Origin of the sequence: Variovorax sp. 770b2, from assembly GCF_900115685.1 — a bacterium.
Lineage (GTDB): Bacteria > Pseudomonadota > Gammaproteobacteria > Burkholderiales > Burkholderiaceae_C > Variovorax.
In genome coordinates, this window is the sequence record NZ_FOXJ01000001.1 from 2,646,155 (window position 1) to 2,661,465 (window position 15,311).

Annotated in this window: 12 protein-coding genes; 3 read left to right on the forward strand and 9 right to left on the reverse strand. The window is 67.8% G+C overall.

Annotation, left to right across the window (positions count from 1 at the left end):
• Positions 1-53: 53 nt before the first annotated feature.
• The 4 genes from BM133_RS12160 to glpD are packed head-to-tail and all read right to left on the reverse strand — an operon-like array spanning position 54 to position 4,753.
• The gene (locus tag BM133_RS12160; protein ID WP_093434003.1) at positions 54-944 is read right to left on the reverse strand and encodes a carbohydrate ABC transporter permease; all 891 of its coding nucleotides are present in this window, start codon (positions 942-944) and stop codon (positions 54-56) included.
• Entirely contained in the window at positions 941-2,011 is a 1,071-nt protein-coding gene (locus BM133_RS12165; protein ID WP_093434004.1) for an ABC transporter ATP-binding protein, read from the reverse strand. The genes BM133_RS12160 and BM133_RS12165 overlap by 4 nt, the downstream gene beginning before the upstream one ends.
• A 1-nt stretch (position 2,012) precedes the next feature.
• Complete coding sequence (locus tag BM133_RS12170) at positions 2,013-3,086, reverse strand: ABC transporter ATP-binding protein (protein ID WP_093434006.1); 1,074 nt, start codon at positions 3,084-3,086, stop codon at positions 2,013-2,015.
• Positions 3,086-4,753, reverse strand: a complete 1,668-nt coding sequence (gene glpD / locus BM133_RS12175; protein ID WP_093434007.1) for a glycerol-3-phosphate dehydrogenase — start codon at positions 4,751-4,753, stop codon at positions 3,086-3,088. The genes BM133_RS12170 and glpD overlap by 1 nt, the downstream gene beginning before the upstream one ends.
• A 121-nt stretch (positions 4,754-4,874) precedes the next feature.
• Here glpD and BM133_RS12180 point away from each other — a divergent pair, with 121 nt between their 5' ends.
• Together BM133_RS12180 and glpK are read left to right on the forward strand one after the other, a co-directional pair.
• Positions 4,875-5,645, forward strand: a complete 771-nt coding sequence (locus BM133_RS12180; RefSeq protein ID WP_093434009.1) for a DeoR/GlpR family DNA-binding transcription regulator — start codon at positions 4,875-4,877, stop codon at positions 5,643-5,645.
• A 19-nt stretch (positions 5,646-5,664) separates the two neighbouring features.
• Complete coding sequence (gene glpK, locus BM133_RS12185) at positions 5,665-7,164, forward strand: glycerol kinase GlpK (protein ID WP_093434010.1); 1,500 nt, start codon at positions 5,665-5,667, stop codon at positions 7,162-7,164.
• Positions 7,165-7,177: 13 nt separating this feature from the next.
• On the opposite strand, the gene BM133_RS12190 is transcribed toward glpK, so the two are convergent.
• Positions 7,178-7,642, reverse strand: coding sequence for an SH3 domain-containing protein (locus BM133_RS12190; protein ID WP_093434012.1), 465 nt, complete (start codon positions 7,640-7,642; stop codon positions 7,178-7,180).
• A gap of 207 nt (positions 7,643-7,849) precedes the next feature.
• Here BM133_RS12190 and BM133_RS12195 point away from each other — a divergent pair, with 207 nt between their 5' ends.
• Complete coding sequence (locus BM133_RS12195) at positions 7,850-9,517, forward strand: sulfatase-like hydrolase/transferase (RefSeq protein WP_256219156.1); 1,668 nt, start codon at positions 7,850-7,852, stop codon at positions 9,515-9,517.
• Positions 9,518-9,636: 119 nt separating this feature from the next.
• Here BM133_RS12195 and BM133_RS12200 read toward each other — a convergent pair whose 3' ends face one another.
• The 4 genes from BM133_RS12200 to BM133_RS12215 form a co-directional block, all read right to left on the reverse strand.
• Positions 9,637-10,593 (reverse strand): alpha-E domain-containing protein, encoded by a 957-nt coding sequence (locus BM133_RS12200; protein WP_093434013.1) that lies wholly within the window; start codon positions 10,591-10,593, stop codon positions 9,637-9,639.
• Between the two features lie 32 nt (positions 10,594-10,625).
• On the reverse strand, positions 10,626-12,134 hold the full coding sequence (locus tag BM133_RS12205) for a circularly permuted type 2 ATP-grasp protein (RefSeq protein ID WP_093434015.1): 1,509 nt from the start codon (positions 12,132-12,134) through the stop codon (positions 10,626-10,628).
• A gap of 96 nt (positions 12,135-12,230) precedes the next feature.
• A complete protein-coding gene (locus tag BM133_RS12210; RefSeq protein ID WP_093434016.1) occupies positions 12,231-13,055 on the reverse strand; it encodes an oxepin-CoA hydrolase, alternative type in 825 nt (274 codons plus the stop codon).
• A gap of 169 nt (positions 13,056-13,224) precedes the next feature.
• The gene (locus tag BM133_RS12215) at positions 13,225-15,306 is read right to left on the reverse strand and encodes an acetate--CoA ligase family protein (protein ID WP_093435288.1); all 2,082 of its coding nucleotides are present in this window, start codon (positions 15,304-15,306) and stop codon (positions 13,225-13,227) included.
• Between the last annotated feature and the right edge of the window lie 5 nt (positions 15,307-15,311).

The window sequence follows — 15,311 nt, forward strand, 5'->3', positions numbered from 1 at the left end:
CGCGCCTTCCCCCCGAGGGGGCGCATCCGCCTCGAGGCGGCTCGGCGACGGATTCATTTCTCCACCTCCACTTCCTGCGTACCCACCCGCTGCATCCAGTTGTAGAGCACGAAGCAGAACAAGAGAATGATCAGGAAATAAATGAGCGAGAACGCCGCCGCCGGCCCGAGGTCGAACTGACCCACCGCCTTCTGCGTGAGGTACTGGCTCAGGAACGTGGTCGCGTTGCCCGGCCCGCCGCCCGTCAGCACGAAGGGCTCCGTGTAGATCATGAAACTGTCCATGAAGCGCAGCAGCACCGCGATCATCAGCACGCCGCGCATCTTGGGCAGCTGGATGTAGCGGAACACCGCGAACTTGCTCGCGCCGTCGATGCGCGCAGCCTGGTAGTACGCGTCGGGAATCGAGCGCAGGCCCGCATAGCAGAGCAACGCCACCAGCGGCGTCCAGTGCCACACGTCCATCACCAGCACCGTGAGCCAGGCGTCGGTCGCGCTGCCCGTGTAGTTGTAGTCGATGCCCATGACCTGCAGCGCATGGCCCAGGAGGCCAATGTCGGCGCGGCCGTAGATCTGCCAGATGGTGCCCACCACGTTCCAGGGAATCAGGAGCGAGAGCGCCACCACCACCAGCACCGCCGACGACTTCCAGCCCTTGGCCGGCATCGAGAGCGCCAGGCCGATGCCCAGCGGAATCTCTACCAGCAGCACCGACAGCGAGAAGCCCAGCTGGCGCCACAGCGCCTGGTGCAGCTCGTCGTCGCGCATCACCGAAGCGAACCACTCGGTGCCCACGAACACGCGGCGCTCGGGCGAGATGATGTCCTGCACCGAGTAGTTGACCACCGTCATCAGCGGCACGATGGCCGAGAAGGCCACGCAGATCAGCACCGGCAGCACGAGCCACCAGGCTTTTTGATTGATCGGCTTGTTGGTTGCGTTCATGCGACCAGTTCCTCGTCCTTGTAATAGCAGGTGTGGGCATCGAGCACCCGCAGCCACACCGTGTCTCCCACTGCGGGCGGCTGCTCGTCGGAGTGCAGCCGCACCTTGATCACGCTGCCGTCGACCTGCGCGCTCAGCATCGCGTGCGTGCCGACGTCCTGCACCTGCTTGACCACCGCGGGCACGGCGCCCGCGGCACCGGCGTTCGACAGGCGCAGGTACTCGGGGCGGATGCCGATCTTCAGCGGCCCCTGCGGCAGTTCGCGTGTCGGCACGAGCGGCGTGCCCGCCACTTCGAGCGCGCCGTTCGCGCTTTTCGCCGACAGGAAGTTCATGCCCGGCGAACCGATGAAGTGGCCGACGAAGGTGTGGGCGGGCCGCTCGAACAGCGCCTCGGCGCTGCCCACCTGCACGGCCTTGCCGCGCGTCATGACCACCACCTCTTCGGCGAAGGTGAGCGCCTCGACCTGGTCGTGCGTCACGTAGATGAGCGTGAGCTTCAGCTCGCGATGGATCTGCTTCAACTTGCGGCGCAGCTGCCACTTCAGGTGCGGGTCGATCACCGTGAGCGGCTCGTCGAAGAGCACGGCCGACACGTCGCTGCGCACCAGGCCCCGGCCCAGCGAGATCTTCTGCTTGGCGTCGGCCGCCAGGCCCGCCGCGCGCTGGTTGAGCTGGCCGCTCATGTCCAGCATCTCGGCGATCTCGCCCACGCGCTTCTTGATCTGGTCTTCGGGCACCTTGCGGTTGCGCAGCGGGAACGCGAGGTTCTCGGCCACGGTCATGGTGTCGTAGATCACCGGGAACTGGAACACCTGCGCAATATTGCGCTCCTGCGGCGTGGCGCGCGTCATGTCGCGGCCGTCGAAGGTCACCGAGCCATGCGACGGCACCAGCAGGCCCGAGATGATGTTGAGCATGGTCGTCTTGCCGCAGCCCGAAGGGCCGAGCAAGGCATACGCGCCGCCGTCGCGAAAACTCATCTTCAGCGGCAGCAGCGCATAGTCGCTGTCTTGCGTGGGGTTGGGGCGGTAGGCGTGGGCCAGGTCGAGATCGATGCGTGCCATCTCAGTTTCCTTTGCGCCATGCGGGCGCGAGCGCCAGCTTTTCGCTGGCATCGAACACATAGGCTTGGCGAGCGCTGAAGTACAGCGTGATCGAAGCGCCCAGCTCGAAGCGGTGCACGCCGGTGAGCTGCGCCACCAGTTCGCCCACTGGCGTATCGACGTGCACGAAGGTGTCGGAGCCCGAGATCTCGGCCAGCTCCACCTTGCCGGGCAAGGCGATGTCGCCCTCGCCCGCGCCCACGTTCAATGCACTCGCGCGCAGCCCGACGGTGACCGCGCCCGAAACACTTTCGGGCAACGCCAGCGCCAGCGCCGGACCACCCGCCAGTTGCACCTGGCCGGCCGTTGCGGTGCCGGCCAGAAGGTTCATCGGCGGATCGCTGAAGGCGCGCGCCACGCGCAGCGACTGCGGCGCATGAAACACCTCGGCGGTCGGGCCGTATTGCAGCAGTTCGCCCGCGTCCATCACGGCCGTGTAGCCACCGAGCAGCAATGCCTCGCCGGGTTCGGTGGTCGCGTAGATCACCGTGGAGTCGCCGGTGGCGAAGAGCTGCGTGAGCTCCTCGCGCAGGCCCTCGCGCAGCTTGTAGTCCAGGTTCACCAGCGGCTCGTCGAGCAGCATCAGCGGTGCGTTCTTGGCCAGCGCACGCGCCAGCGCCACGCGCTGCTGCTGCCCGCCCGAGAGCTCGGCCGGCAGGCGGTCCAGGAACATGCCGATGTGCAGCTTGTCGGCCAGCGCCTTCACGCGCGCATCGATGTTCTTCTCGCCGCGCAGCTTGAGCGGCGAGGCGATGTTGTCGGACACCTTCAGCGACGGGTAGTTGATGAACTGCTGGTAGACCATGGCGACGTTGCGCTCGCGCACCGGCATGCCGGTCACGTCCTTTCCGTCGACCAGCACCTTGCCCGTCGTCGGCGTATCGAGCCCCGCCATCAGGCGCATCAGGCTGGTCTTGCCGGCCTGCGTGGCGCCCAGCAGCACGGTCACCGCGCCGCTCTTGGGCACGATGCTCTGTTCGTAGAGCCATGTCTGCGCGCCGACCTTCTTGGTGACGCGCTCCAGAGTCAGCTGCATCAGCTCACCTCCACTTCCGCTTTGTTGTTCTTCGCGTTGGCCTGCAGCCAGGCCGCGACCTGCTCGCGCTCGGCCGGCGTGTAGTGCAGGCCCAGCTTGGAGCGGCGCCAGAGCACGTCGTCCGAGCTCACGGCCCATTCATGGGTCTGCAGGAAGCGCAGTTCGCGCTCGTGCAGGTCGGGCGCCACGGCGGGGCCCAGGTCGGCCAGCGATTTCGCATCGCCCAGCAGTTGCGACACCCGGGCGCCGTAGGCGCGCGCCAGGCGGCGCGTGAGCTTGCCGTAGAGCCATGGGTATTTCGCCTGCACGGCCGACACGAAACGTTCGAAATCGTCGTCGGGCCGCCGCGCGGCGCCGATCCATGCCGACAGGTCGCCACCGGCGAGGAACGCGCCATCGGTCCAGGCGGGACGCTGCGCGTTCGACTGGCCCAGCATCTTGCCGACCTCGTCGGCCGCGTCCTCCGCGAGCTTGCGGAAGGTGGTGATCTTGCCGCCCCACACCGACAGCAGCGGCGCGGCGGTGGTGTTCGACTCGAGCATGTAGTCGCGCGTGACGGCCGAAGGGTCGCCCGAGGCGTCGTCCAGCAGCGGGCGCACGCCCGAGTAGGTCCACACCACGTCGGCCGGCACGATGGCCTTCTCGAAATAGCGGCTGGCCTGCGTGCAGAGGTAGTCGATCTCTTCCTGTGCGATGCGCGCGGCGCCGGGGTCGTCGCCGTTCAGCTCGATGTCGGTGGTGCCGATCAGCGTGAACTCGTCCTGGTAGGGGATCGCGAAGATGATCCGCTTGTCGGGGTTCTGGAAGATGTAGGCATGGTCGTGCTCGAACAGGCGCGGCACGATGATGTGGCTGCCCTTCACCAGGCGCAGGCTCTTGGTGGCCAGCGATTCGCCCTTGGCCGATTGCGCCACGCCGCGCAGGAACGATTCGGCCCACGGGCCCGCGGCATTCACCACGGCGCGCGCACGCACGGTGCGCGTTCCCTGCGGGCCTTCGAGCGTGGCCGTCCAGCCATCGGCATCGCGACGCGCATGGGTGCAGCGAGTGCGCGTGAGCACCTGGGCGCCGCGCGCCTGCGCATCGAGCGCGTTCAGCACCACCAGGCGCGCGTCGTCGACCCATCCGTCGGAATACACGAAGCCGCGCTTGTATTGGTCCTTCAATGGCTTGCCGGCCGCGTGCTTGCGCAGGTCGACGCTGCGCGAGCCCGGCAGCACTTCGCGCTTGGCGAGATGGTCGTACATGAACAGGCCGATGCGGATCATCCAGGCCGGCCGCATCGAGGGGTCGTGCGGCATCACGAAGCGCAGCGGCCACATGATGTGCGGCGCGCTCTTGAGCAGCACCTCGCGCTCCTGCAGCGCCTTGCGCACGAGCGAGAACTCGTAGTACTCCAGGTAGCGCAGGCCGCCGTGGATCAGCTTGGTGGAAGAAGAAGACGTGTGCGAGGCGAGGTCGTCCTTTTCGCACAGCACGACGCGCCAGCCGCGGCCGGCAAGGTCGCGTGCGATGCCGCAGCCGTTGATGCCGCCGCCGACGATCAGCACATCGCATTCGGTCGTTGGCAGAGGCGAGTCAGGGGAGAAATCGCTCACAGGAATGGGGCCCGTTGAATCGTGACTTTGGTCACTGGAGGGCGCCATTGTATTTTCGGTTTTTTTCATTTGGATTCCTTTTGGCGCGATTTTCCTCCGAGTTTTCCCTTAGTCGGGTTCGTTTTGGTTCGCTTTAAAGTGACCCGGCCTGTACCCTCCCTGCAGTCTTCCTGCTTTCCACGACGCCCCTGTGAATTCCAACCCGCGCCAGATCAACCTCCTGGACACCGTGCGCACGCGCGGCTCCGTCACCGTCGAGCAACTGGCCGACATGCTGGGCGTGACCCTGCAGACCGTGCGGCGCGACGTGCAGCGGCTGGCCGACGAGGGATTGCTCACGCGCTTTCACGGCGGCGTGCGCGTACCCAGCTCGACCACCGAGAACATCGGCTACCAGCAGCGCGAAACCCTGCACGCCGAAGGCAAGGCGCGCATCGCGCAGCGCGTGGCCGAGCTGGTGCCCAACGACTGCTCGCTGATCCTGAACATCGGCACCACCACCGAGGCCATCGCCAAGGCGCTGATGCGCCACACGGGCCTGCGCGTGATCACCAACAACCTGAACGTGGCGACCATCCTGAGCGGCAACGCCTCGTGCGAGGTGATCGTGGCCGGCGGCTCGGTGCGCGCGCGCGACCGCGCCATCGTGGGCGAGGCCACCATCGATTTCATCCGCCAGTTCAAGGTGGACATCGCGCTCATCGGCGTCTCGAGCATCGAGGCCGACGGGTCGCTGCGCGACTTCGACCTGCGCGAGGTGAAGGTGGCGCAGACCATCATTGCGCAGGCGCGCGAGGTGTGGCTCGCGGCGGACGCGAGCAAGTTCAACCGGCCGGCGATGATCCAGCTGGGCACGCTCTCGCAGATCGATCGCCTCTTCACCGACGCTGCGCCGCCCGCGCCGTTCGCCGACCTGCTGCATGCCGCGCAGGTGCGCCTCGAGATCGCACGCGGCCACTGAAACAAGGAACGGATTCCGAATGACGACCACCTACCTGCTCGCCCTCGACCAAGGCACCTCCAGCTCCCGCAGCATCGTGTTCGACCGCGAGGGCCGCATCGTCGCCATCGCGCAGAAGGAGCTCACGCAGATCTACCCGCAGCCCGGCTGGGTCGAGCACGACCCGATGGAAATCTGGCGCAGCCAGCTCGCCACCGCGCGCGACGTGCTCGTGAAGGCGAAGCTCAAGCCCGCCGACATCCACGCCATCGGCATCACCAACCAGCGCGAGACCACCGTGCTGTGGAACCGCAAGACCGGCCAGCCTGTTCATCACGCCATCGTCTGGCAGGACCGCCGCGCCGAGCCGCTGTGCGCGCAGCTGCGCGAGGAAGGCATGACGGACACCATCCGCGAGAAGACCGGCCTCGTGATCGACGCGTACTTCTCCGGCACCAAGCTGCGCTGGCTGCTGGACAACGTGCCCGGCGCGCGCGCCCAGGCCGAGCGCGGCGAGCTGGCCTTCGGCACCGTCGACAGCTGGCTCATGTGGCAGCTCACCGGCGGCAAGGTGCACGTGACGGACGTGAGCAACGCCTCGCGCACGATGCTGTTCAACGTGCACAGGAACGAATGGGACGCCGAGCTGCTCGCCGCACTGAAGATTCCGGCCGCGCTGCTGCCGACGGTGCAGCCGTCGAGCTCGCACTTCGCCGACACCGATGCCGAACTGCTGGGCCACACCCTGCCCATCGGCGGCGTGGCGGGCGACCAGCAGAGCGCCCTCTTCGGCCAGGCCTGCTTCGAGGCCGGCATGGCCAAGAACACCTACGGCACCGGCTGTTTTTTGCTGATGCACACGGGCGGCGCGTTCCAGCCTTCGCACAACGGCCTGCTCGTGACCAGCGCCGCGCAGACCGACACCACGCCGCAGTACGCGATGGAAGGCAGCGTGTTCGTCGGCGGCGCGGTGGTGCAGTGGCTGCGCGACGGGCTCAAGGCGATCAAGGGCAGCGCCGAGGTGCAGTCGCTCGCCGAGAGCGTGCCCGACGCGGGCGGCGTGATGATGGTGCCGGCCTTCACCGGCCTCGGCGCGCCCTACTGGGACGCCGATGCGCGCGGCACGATCACCGGGCTCACGCGCGGCACGACCGTCGCGCACATCGCGCGCGCCGCGCTGGAAAGCATCGCCTACCAGAGCGCCGCGCTGCTGCAGGCCATGAGCCGCGACGCGGTGGCAGCCGGCGGCAAGCCGGTGGCCGAACTGCGCGTGGACGGCGGCGCGAGCGTCAACGACCTGCTGATGCAGTTCCAGGCCGACCTGCTGGGCATTCCGGTGGTGCGGCCCGAAGTCATCGAGACCACCGCGCTCGGCGCCGCGTACCTCGCGGGCCTGTCGACCGGCGTCTATGCCGATGCACGCCAGCTCTCCAAACTGTGGAAGGTGGAGCGGCGCTTCCTGCCGACGATGGGCCGCGCGCAGGCCGGGGAATCGATGGCGCGCTGGGAGCGCGCGGTGCGTCAGGCCACGGCGACCTGAGGTTTTTTTCGGGCTACCAGCCCCAGACCAGGCGCCGCGCGACCCAGCCGGTGCCCCCGGTTTCGTGCGTGACCTTGACCCAGTCGCCCCGGCGCTCGAGGGTTCTGAGCACATCGCCGTAGACCGCCCGCTTCACGACCGGGCTGCGCGCGCTCGGCGACTTGCGCAGCACGGCCACCTTCGCCTTCACCACGTGGTGCGGCGTCTTGTGGGTCATCGGCCGGAAGATCCAGGCCTTGTCGTTCTCGAAGTCGCTGACGCGCAACCAATCGCCCTTCCTGCCGATGACGCGGAACGGGTAGCCCTTGCTCACGGTCCAGTGCGTCTCGTAGCGCTGGCCGGGGCCGGTGCGCATGTTCAGTGTGTTGACCGCGACGCTGACCATCTGTTTCTGGGGTGCGGCCGACGCGGAAGGCAGGGCCATCCACGAGAGGACGAAGGCGAGCAGGAGCGCGGGCAGCCGGCTGAATCTGGACATGGAGGGAGGTTTCCTTTCTAGGGGCTTCGGGAATGTCCGGCGGGGACGTGCCTTGCCGGGCGAGCCCATCTGGGGCCGTGCGGCGCGATAAGTTCCGCGGGATATCCCGAAGCGCCTGCATAGCCCCCGCGACCATCGGGACACTGGGCCTCGCAGCGCATGCGCCGACGCAGAATGCGCACGCCCCCGACTCGCCGCGTTGCCCGCTTGACTTCTTTTCCCCCCGACGCACCCGTTCCCCGAAACGCCTCCCGCAAGAGCGCCCTGCTCGCCTGCGGCGTGGTCGGTGCCACGCTCTTCGCACTGATCGCGCTGGGCCACGACGGCCGCCGCATCGCCCAGCTCGCGGTGCTCGCAGCGCCGATGGTGCTGTGGCTCGCGTGGCCGTTGCGCAGCGCGCGCATGCGGCGCTTGCGCACGGTGCTCGTGTGGCTCTGGGCCATGGGCTTCGCGCTGGACGGCGCGGTGCGCGCGTACCTGCTCGACACCTACCAGGCCGCGCCCGACGGCGCGATGGTGCTCGGCGCGGCGGCCAACACCAATGCGCGCGAAAGCACGGAATACCTGTGGATGCATTGGCGCTCGGCCGTCGTCTGGTCGGGGGCGCTCGCTGTGGCCGGCGTGCTCGTGGGCATGTTCGCGCGGCGCGGCGCGGCCTTCGATGCGACTGAATCTTCCGTGCGCGCATCGCGGTCACCGTTCTGGACGCGGTCGCTGGTGCTCGTCGTGCTGCTGATCGCCTGCGTGGCCTATGCGAGCAAGCCGTGGCGCCGGTTGCATCCCGCGATCTTCTGGGCCGGCTGGTCGCAGTCGGTGCACACGCTGCGCGCCGCCTGGGCCGACCAGGAGAAGGTGCGCGACCGCGCGATGGCGCAGGCCCGGGCCATCGCGCCCGTGGCGTTGCAGGCCGGCCCTTCCACGGTGGTGCTGGTCATCACCGACAGCATCAACCGCGACAACATGGCGCTCTACGGCTACGGCCGCCCGACCACGCCGCGCCTGCAGGCGCACAAGGCGCAGGCCGGCGACCAGATGGCGGTGCTGAAGAACGCGTGGTCGGTGGATGCGAGCACCCTGCCCGCGCTGCGCAACATGTTCCACTTCGGTCTGCCGGAGAGTGAGAACCCGCCGCACCTGCTGGCCCTGGCACGCGCTGCCGGCTACAAGGTCTGGTGGATCAGCAACCACGACGACCTGGCCATCGAGCAGCAGCACGCGCGCCTGGCCGACGTGGTGGACATGGTCAACCGGACGCCGGGCCGCGCCAGCGCCTCGCTGGACGGCGAGATCCTGGACTGCGTGCAGGAGGCCTTTGCCGACACGAGCACCGACCGCAAGCTCATCGTGGTCCACCTGATGGGCGCGCACCCGCACTACAGCCTGCGCTTTCCCGAGAATGCCAACCCGTTCGACGACGACGTCGATGCGGTCGAGACCGGCCTCGTGAAGGACGGCCGCTCCGCCTGGGTGCGGCGCTTTCGCCAGGAGTACGACGCGGCGCTGCTGTATCACGACTTCGTGGTGTCCGAGCTGCTGCAGCAGACGCGCAGCGCGGGCAAGCCGGACGAATACCGCGCGTGGATGTACCTCTCGGATCACGGCCAGGAGGTCGGCCACGGCAGCGACCGCGCGGGCCACAGCCCGTCGACCGCGTCGGGCTACCGCATCCCGGCCGTCGTCTGGCGCAACCGCGAACCGCTGCCGGACGGTGCCGCGCAACAGCAGCCCTTTCGCGCGGACTGGGCAGGGTGGACGCTGATGGACCTGCTCAAGCTCCAGTGGAACGGGCAGATGCCCGAGCGCAATGTGCTGGGCGATGCCTACCGGTGGCAGGCGCCGAAGATCCCGGTGGCCGTCGAGTCGTTCTCGCGCTGACAGGGAACCGGGGGCTCAGGCCAGGATACGCGGAACAGGCTTTGCCGGGCCGCGGATGCCGCCCCGCCAGCGGGAAGGCGAAAACACGAAGTGCGCGCCGCGTGGACGGCGCGCCTTGCTCAATGCGCCGGGACGAGGAAGTCCTGGCTGATCCGCCCACCCAGTTCGTTCACCCGGTCGAGGAACTGCGTGAGGTAGGCATGCAGCCCGGTCGCCAGGATCTCGTCGACCCGCGCGTACTGCAGGTCGGCCAGGAGCTTGCCGGCGCGGCGCTGGGTTTCGGCGCTCTGCTCGTTCTGCACCTTCGCGAGGTTGTTGACCACCTCGGCCAGGCTCGCGTGCAGCGAACGCGGCATGTCGGCGCGAAGAATCAAGAGCTCGGCCACGCGCTCGGGCTTGATCACGTCGCGGTACACCTTGCGGTAGACCTCGAAGGCCGAGACGCTGCGCAGGATCGCGCTCCAGTGATAGAAGTCGTACTCCTGGTCTTCCTCGGTGGCGGCACCGAAGAACTCGCTGTTCAGCGCGTGGAACTTCACGTCCACCAGCCGCGCGGTGTTGTCGGCGCGTTCGAGAAAAGTGCCCAGGCGCGAGAAGTAGAACGCCTCGTCCTGCAGCATCGTGCCCAGCGTCACGCCGCGCGAGAGGTGCGAGCGGAACTTGACCCATTCGAAGAACTGGCCCGGGTCGCGCTCGAAATCGCCCGCACGCAGCATGCGGTTGACTTCGAGCCAGGTGGTGTTCTGCGTTTCCCAGGCCTCGGTGGTGAGCGCGCCGCGCACGGCACGCGCGTTCTCGCGCGCGGCCTTCAGGCAGGAGACGATCGAGGAGGCATTGCTCTCGTCCTTGACCATGAACTCCATCACGTCGTGCGGCGTGATCTGCTCGTACTTCTTGTTGTACAGCGGCAGCAGTTCGCTGATGGACAGCACGCCCTGCCAGCCGTACTTGGCCACTTCGGCCGACTGCGGCAGGAGCGAGGTCTGGTAGTTGACGTCCAGCATGCGCGCGGTGTTCTCGGCGCGCTCGGTGTAGCGGGACATCCAGTAGAGGTGATCTGCGGTGCGTGAAAGCATCGTGTGTTCTCCTAATTCCTTCTTGCTTGCACTCAGACCGATGACGTTTGGGTTTGGCTTTGCGACTGGGACTGCGAGGGCGCCTTGGGCGCGCGCTCGGCCTCCAGAATCCAGGTGTCCTTGGTGCCGCCGCCTTGCGACGAGTTGACCACCAGCGAACCCTCTTTGAGCGCCACGCGCGTGAGGCCGCCCGGCACCATCTGCACTTCCTTGCCCGAGAGCACGAAGGGACGCAGGTCGATGTGGCGCGGCGCGATGCCGGCGTCGACAAAAGTCGGCGAGGTCGACAGGCTCAGCGTGGGCTGCGCGATGTAGCCGTCGGGCTTGGCGATCACGGCCTTCTTGAAGTCCTCGATCTCGGCGTGCGTGGCAGCCGGGCCGATCAGCATGCCGTAGCCGCCGGCGCCGTGCACCTCCTTCACGACCAGGTCCTTCATGTTGTCCAGCGTGTACTGCAGCTCGTCCTTGTTGCGGCACATGTAGGTGGGCACGTTCTTCAGGATCGGCTTCTCGCCGAGGTAGAACTCGATCATCTTGGGCACGTAGGGGTAGATCGACTTGTCGTCGGCCACGCCGGTGCCCACCGCATTGCAGATCACCACGTTGCCCGCGCGGTAGGCGCGCATGAGGCCGGCCGTGCCGAGCGTGGAGGTGGAGCGGAACACGTCGGGGTCCAGGAAGTCGTCGTCCACGCGGCGGTAGATGACGTCCACGCGCCGGGGGCCGCGCGTGGTGCGCATGTAGACGAAGTCGTCCTTGACGAACAGGTCCTGCCCCTCGACCAGCTCGATGCCCATCTGCTGCGCGAGGAAGGCGTGCTCGAAGTAGGCGCTGTTGTACATGCCGGGCGTGAGCACCACCACCGTGGGCTCGGCCGTGGCCGGGGGTGCGCTCGCGCGCAGGGTTTCCAGCAGCAGGTCGGGGTAGTGGGCGACCGGCGCGATGCGGTTCTGGTTGAAGAGCTCGGGGAAGAGCCGCATCATCATCTTGCGGTTCTCCAGCATGTAGCTCACGCCGCTGGGCACCCGCAGGTTGTCTTCGAGCACGTAGTACTCGCCGTTGCCGTCGGCATCGGGGGCGCGGACGATGTCGATGCCCGAGATGTTCGAATAGACGTTGTGCGGCACCGTGACGCCCATCATCTCGGGGCGGAACTGCGCGTTGTTCAGGATCTGCTCGGCCGGAATGATGCCGGCCTTGATGATTTCCTGGTCGTGGTAGACGTCATGCAGGAAGCGGTTGAGCGCCGTCACGCGCTGCACCAGCCCCTTTTCCATGCTGTCCCACTCGTGGGCGGGAATGATGCGGGGCAGCAGGTCGAATGGAATGAGCCGCTCGGTGCCCGAGCCGTCCTCGTCCTTGGCGCCATACACCGCGAAGGTGATGCCGACCCGGCGGAAGATCAGTTCCGCCTCTTCGCGCCGCGATCGCATCACCTCACCGGGTTGCTTCGCAAGCCATTGGTCGTAGCGCTTGTAGTGCTGTCGGATTGCAGCCCCCGCATAGGGCAACTGCTCATACATCTCATCGAATTTGTGCATGGAACGACCAATCTCCTTGAGCCATAGCTTAGCAAGTTCAGGGCCAGTAGAACCCCTTATGCGAAGCCGAAAGACCGGGAAATGGCCGTTGCCGCGCTATCCCTTCGTGCGGGCCGTGAGAAATTCCTTGATGCGCTTGCCGCTTTCGTCGCTGTAGAGGCTTTCGACCAGCACGCCGCGCTCGGCCTCGAGTTGCTCCCGGCGGCTGCGGCCGCGCGCCGAATAAACCAGCTCCTTGATGCGGGCCTGCACGTCGAACGGGCCTTGCGCGAGCTTCTGCGCCCAGGCGAGCGCGACGGCGTAGGCCGTGCCGCGCGGCACGATCCTGTTCACCACGCCCCAGTCATGCAGCCGCCGGGCATGCTGGACCGAGCCGCCCAGCAGGATCTCGATCACGGCCTGCGGCGGCAGCGAGCGCACCAGCGAATCGGTGCCACCGCCGTCGATCGACAGGCCGAAGTTGACGTTGGACATCACGAATTCCGCATCCTCGGCCGCCACGACCAGGTCGCACGCCAGGCAAAGCGAAAAGCCGCTGCCCGCCGCCGTGCCCTCCACGGCGGCGATGACGGGCTGGGGTGCTTCCTGCATCGCCATGACCCATTCGTTCAGCGCGTCGGAATGGGCCAGCTGCTCCGATTGCGGGAGCTTGCGCTGCCGCACGAGCCGCCGCAGGTCGCCGCCGACGCAGAAATGCTCGCCCTCCCCGGTCAGCACGATCGCGCGGACGGTGCGAAAGCCCGCAGCGGCACGTATCGCCTTCGCGGCGGCGCGGTAGATCGACGGATTGACGGTGTTGCGCGCCGCGGGGTTGCTGATGGTCAGCACCAGCACGGCTCCCTCGCGGTGCATCTGGAGTTTCGCGGCAGAGGCGGGAGCTGCCCCGGCGCTGGTGATGGCAGGCACGGCCGCGGACATCATGGCGCCCGCCTGCCGATGGGTTGGTGCCGACGCCTGTTCTTGTGAAACATGCCGCCTCCTCATGTTGTTTCGGAACGATATAACGCATCAGGCGCCGCGATTCGCGACGAAGCAACCCGCCATCTCCCTTTGGTTTAACAATTAGTTCACAGTTTTGGCGATTACCCCGTCAGTGCCGCTCGACCAGCGCATCGACGACCATGGCGCCTTCGCCCCTGGCGCCGACCATCACCGGATTGACGTCGATGGAGGCGATGCCGCCCGGCGCCGCGGCGATCAGCCGGCCCACCGCCACGACCACCGCGCAGAGCGCCGCCACGTCCAGCGGCGGTTCTCCCCGCACGCCCTCCAGCAGGGGCGCGATGCGCAATCCCTTGAGCGCCGCATGCACGCCGGCAGCGTCGAAAGGCGGGATCAGCACCGCGATGTCCTGCAGCGCTTCCACGTACTTGCCGCCATCGCCCACCACCACGACCGGCCCGAAGACCGGGTCGTGGCGCGCGCCCACCATGAATTCGTGCCGCCCCTTGTGCATGGCTGCGACGACCACGCCCTCCTGCGCCGCGCCGAGGTCCGCCAGCCTGGCCCACTGGGCATCGAACAACGCCGCGGCTGCATCGGCGCTGTCGACGTACAGCGCCACCAGCCCGTGCTCCGACTTGTGCGGCACGTCGGCCGAACAGGCCTTCACCACTGCCGGGCCGCCCACCGCGCCCCAGGCATCGCGCGCCTCGGCCGCACTGCGGCAAAGGCGATGCGCCACCACGGGAATGCCGTGCGCGGCCAGCAGCGACAGGCTCTGCGCCTCGTTGAGGAAACGCCCGCGCCCCTCTGGCAGCGAAGGCGGCGGCACCTCCGGCCACGGTGCGTGCACCTGGCGCATCAGCGCGGTGTGCGAGGCCAGTTGCGCGAGCACGCCGAGCGCTTCCGTTTCATTGACATACGTCGGGATGCCGCGGGCCTTGAACGGCGCGGCCACCGACGCCTGCCAGGCCGCGACCACCACGGGCTTGCCAGTGGCGGCCTCGAACCTGGCAGTGTCGTTCGCGAAGGCCTCGACGTCGTAGCCCGCTCCCGCGACCGGGATGTTGATGAAGAACAGATCGGCCGCCGGGTCTTGCGCCACGGCAGGCAGCACGTCGCCGAAGAGGCCGCTGTTCGACAGCAGCGCCGCGGTGATGTCGATCGGGTTCGTCGCGGTCGCGAAGCCGGGCAGCCGTGACGCCACGTCCTGCCGCGTCGCGGCCGACAACTCCGCCAGCGGCAGGCCGAATTCTTCCGACGCATCCGCGCCCATCACGCAACTCGCACCCGAATTGCTGATGACCACCAGCCGCCTGCCTTCGGGCCGCCAGCCCTTCAGATACGCCTCGGCCGCCAGCGCCTGCGCATGCGGATCACGCACCCGCCAGATGCCGTGGTGGCGAAAAAACGCATCGACCGCCCGGTCCTCGTTGGCCAGCGAGCCGGTGTGCGACGACGCGGCCTTCTGCCCGCTCTCGGAGCGCCCGGCCTTCACCGCGATGATCGGCAGGTCGCGCTCACGGGCGTAGGCCGCGGTGCGCGCCAGCATCCCGGGGTTGGCGATGTTCTCCAGGTACAGCAGCAGCAGCTTCACGTCCGGGTCGTGCGCCACGGCCCAGGCGAGGTCGGACACCGTCACGTCGGCCTCGTTGCCCGTGGCGTGCACGTGCCGCACGCCCAGGCCACGGCCGCGCAAGAGGCCATAGGCCATGGCGCTCATGCCGCCGCTCTGGCTCACCACGCCGATGGGACCATCGGCCGGCGGCACCTCGACGAACATGGTCGAGAACCCCGCGATGGCGCCATTGCCGAAGTTGGCCAGTCCCTGCGTGTTGGGGCCGTACAGGCGCATGCCGGCGGCGCGTGCGCGGTCGGCCATGGCCTTCTGCACCTCGCGGCCTTCCTCGCCCGCCTCGCCGAAGCCCGAGGCGATGACCACCGCCGACTTCACGCCGCGCGCCGCGCACTCGTCCACCGCGGCCACGGCCTTCTCGCCGCCCACGATCACGAGCGCCAGGTCGGGCGCCTCGGGCAGCGCGGCGATCGATGCGTAGCTCTTCAAGCCCTGCACCTCTTCACGCGCCGGATTGATCGGGTAGATCTTTCCGGCAAAGCCGTGCTTCTGCATGTAGTAGATCGGCCGACCGCCGATCTTGTGGATGTTCTCCGAGGCGCCGATGACGGCGACGGACTTGGGGTTCAGTGCGGATTCGAGCAGGTCTGACATGGACG

What these genes read in the sequence shown, in the direction of transcription:
- BM133_RS12170 (WP_093434006.1), bottom strand. Translation starts at nt 3,086, where the DNA reads ATGCAGCTGACTCTGGAGCGCGTCACCAAGAAGGTCGGCGCGCAGACA.
- BM133_RS12210 (WP_093434016.1), bottom strand. Translation starts at nt 13,055, where the DNA reads ATGATGTCCGCGGCCGTGCCTGCCATCACCAGCGCCGGGGCAGCTCCC.
- BM133_RS12165 (WP_093434004.1), bottom strand. Translation starts at nt 2,011, where the DNA reads ATGGCACGCATCGATCTCGACCTGGCCCACGCCTACCGCCCCAACCCC.
- BM133_RS12205 (WP_093434015.1), bottom strand. Translation starts at nt 12,134, where the DNA reads ATGCACAAATTCGATGAGATGTATGAGCAGTTGCCCTATGCGGGGGCT.
- BM133_RS12190 (WP_093434012.1), bottom strand. Translation starts at nt 7,642, where the DNA reads ATGTCCAGATTCAGCCGGCTGCCCGCGCTCCTGCTCGCCTTCGTCCTC.
- glpD (WP_093434007.1), bottom strand. Translation starts at nt 4,753, where the DNA reads ATGAAAAAAACCGAAAATACAATGGCGCCCTCCAGTGACCAAAGTCAC.
- glpK (WP_093434010.1), top strand. Translation starts at nt 5,665, where the DNA reads ATGACGACCACCTACCTGCTCGCCCTCGACCAAGGCACCTCCAGCTCC.
- BM133_RS12160 (WP_093434003.1), bottom strand. Translation starts at nt 944, where the DNA reads ATGAACGCAACCAACAAGCCGATCAATCAAAAAGCCTGGTGGCTCGTG.
- BM133_RS12215 (WP_093435288.1), bottom strand. Translation starts at nt 15,306, where the DNA reads ATGTCAGACCTGCTCGAATCCGCACTGAACCCCAAGTCCGTCGCCGTC.
- BM133_RS12200 (WP_093434013.1), bottom strand. Translation starts at nt 10,593, where the DNA reads ATGCTTTCACGCACCGCAGATCACCTCTACTGGATGTCCCGCTACACC.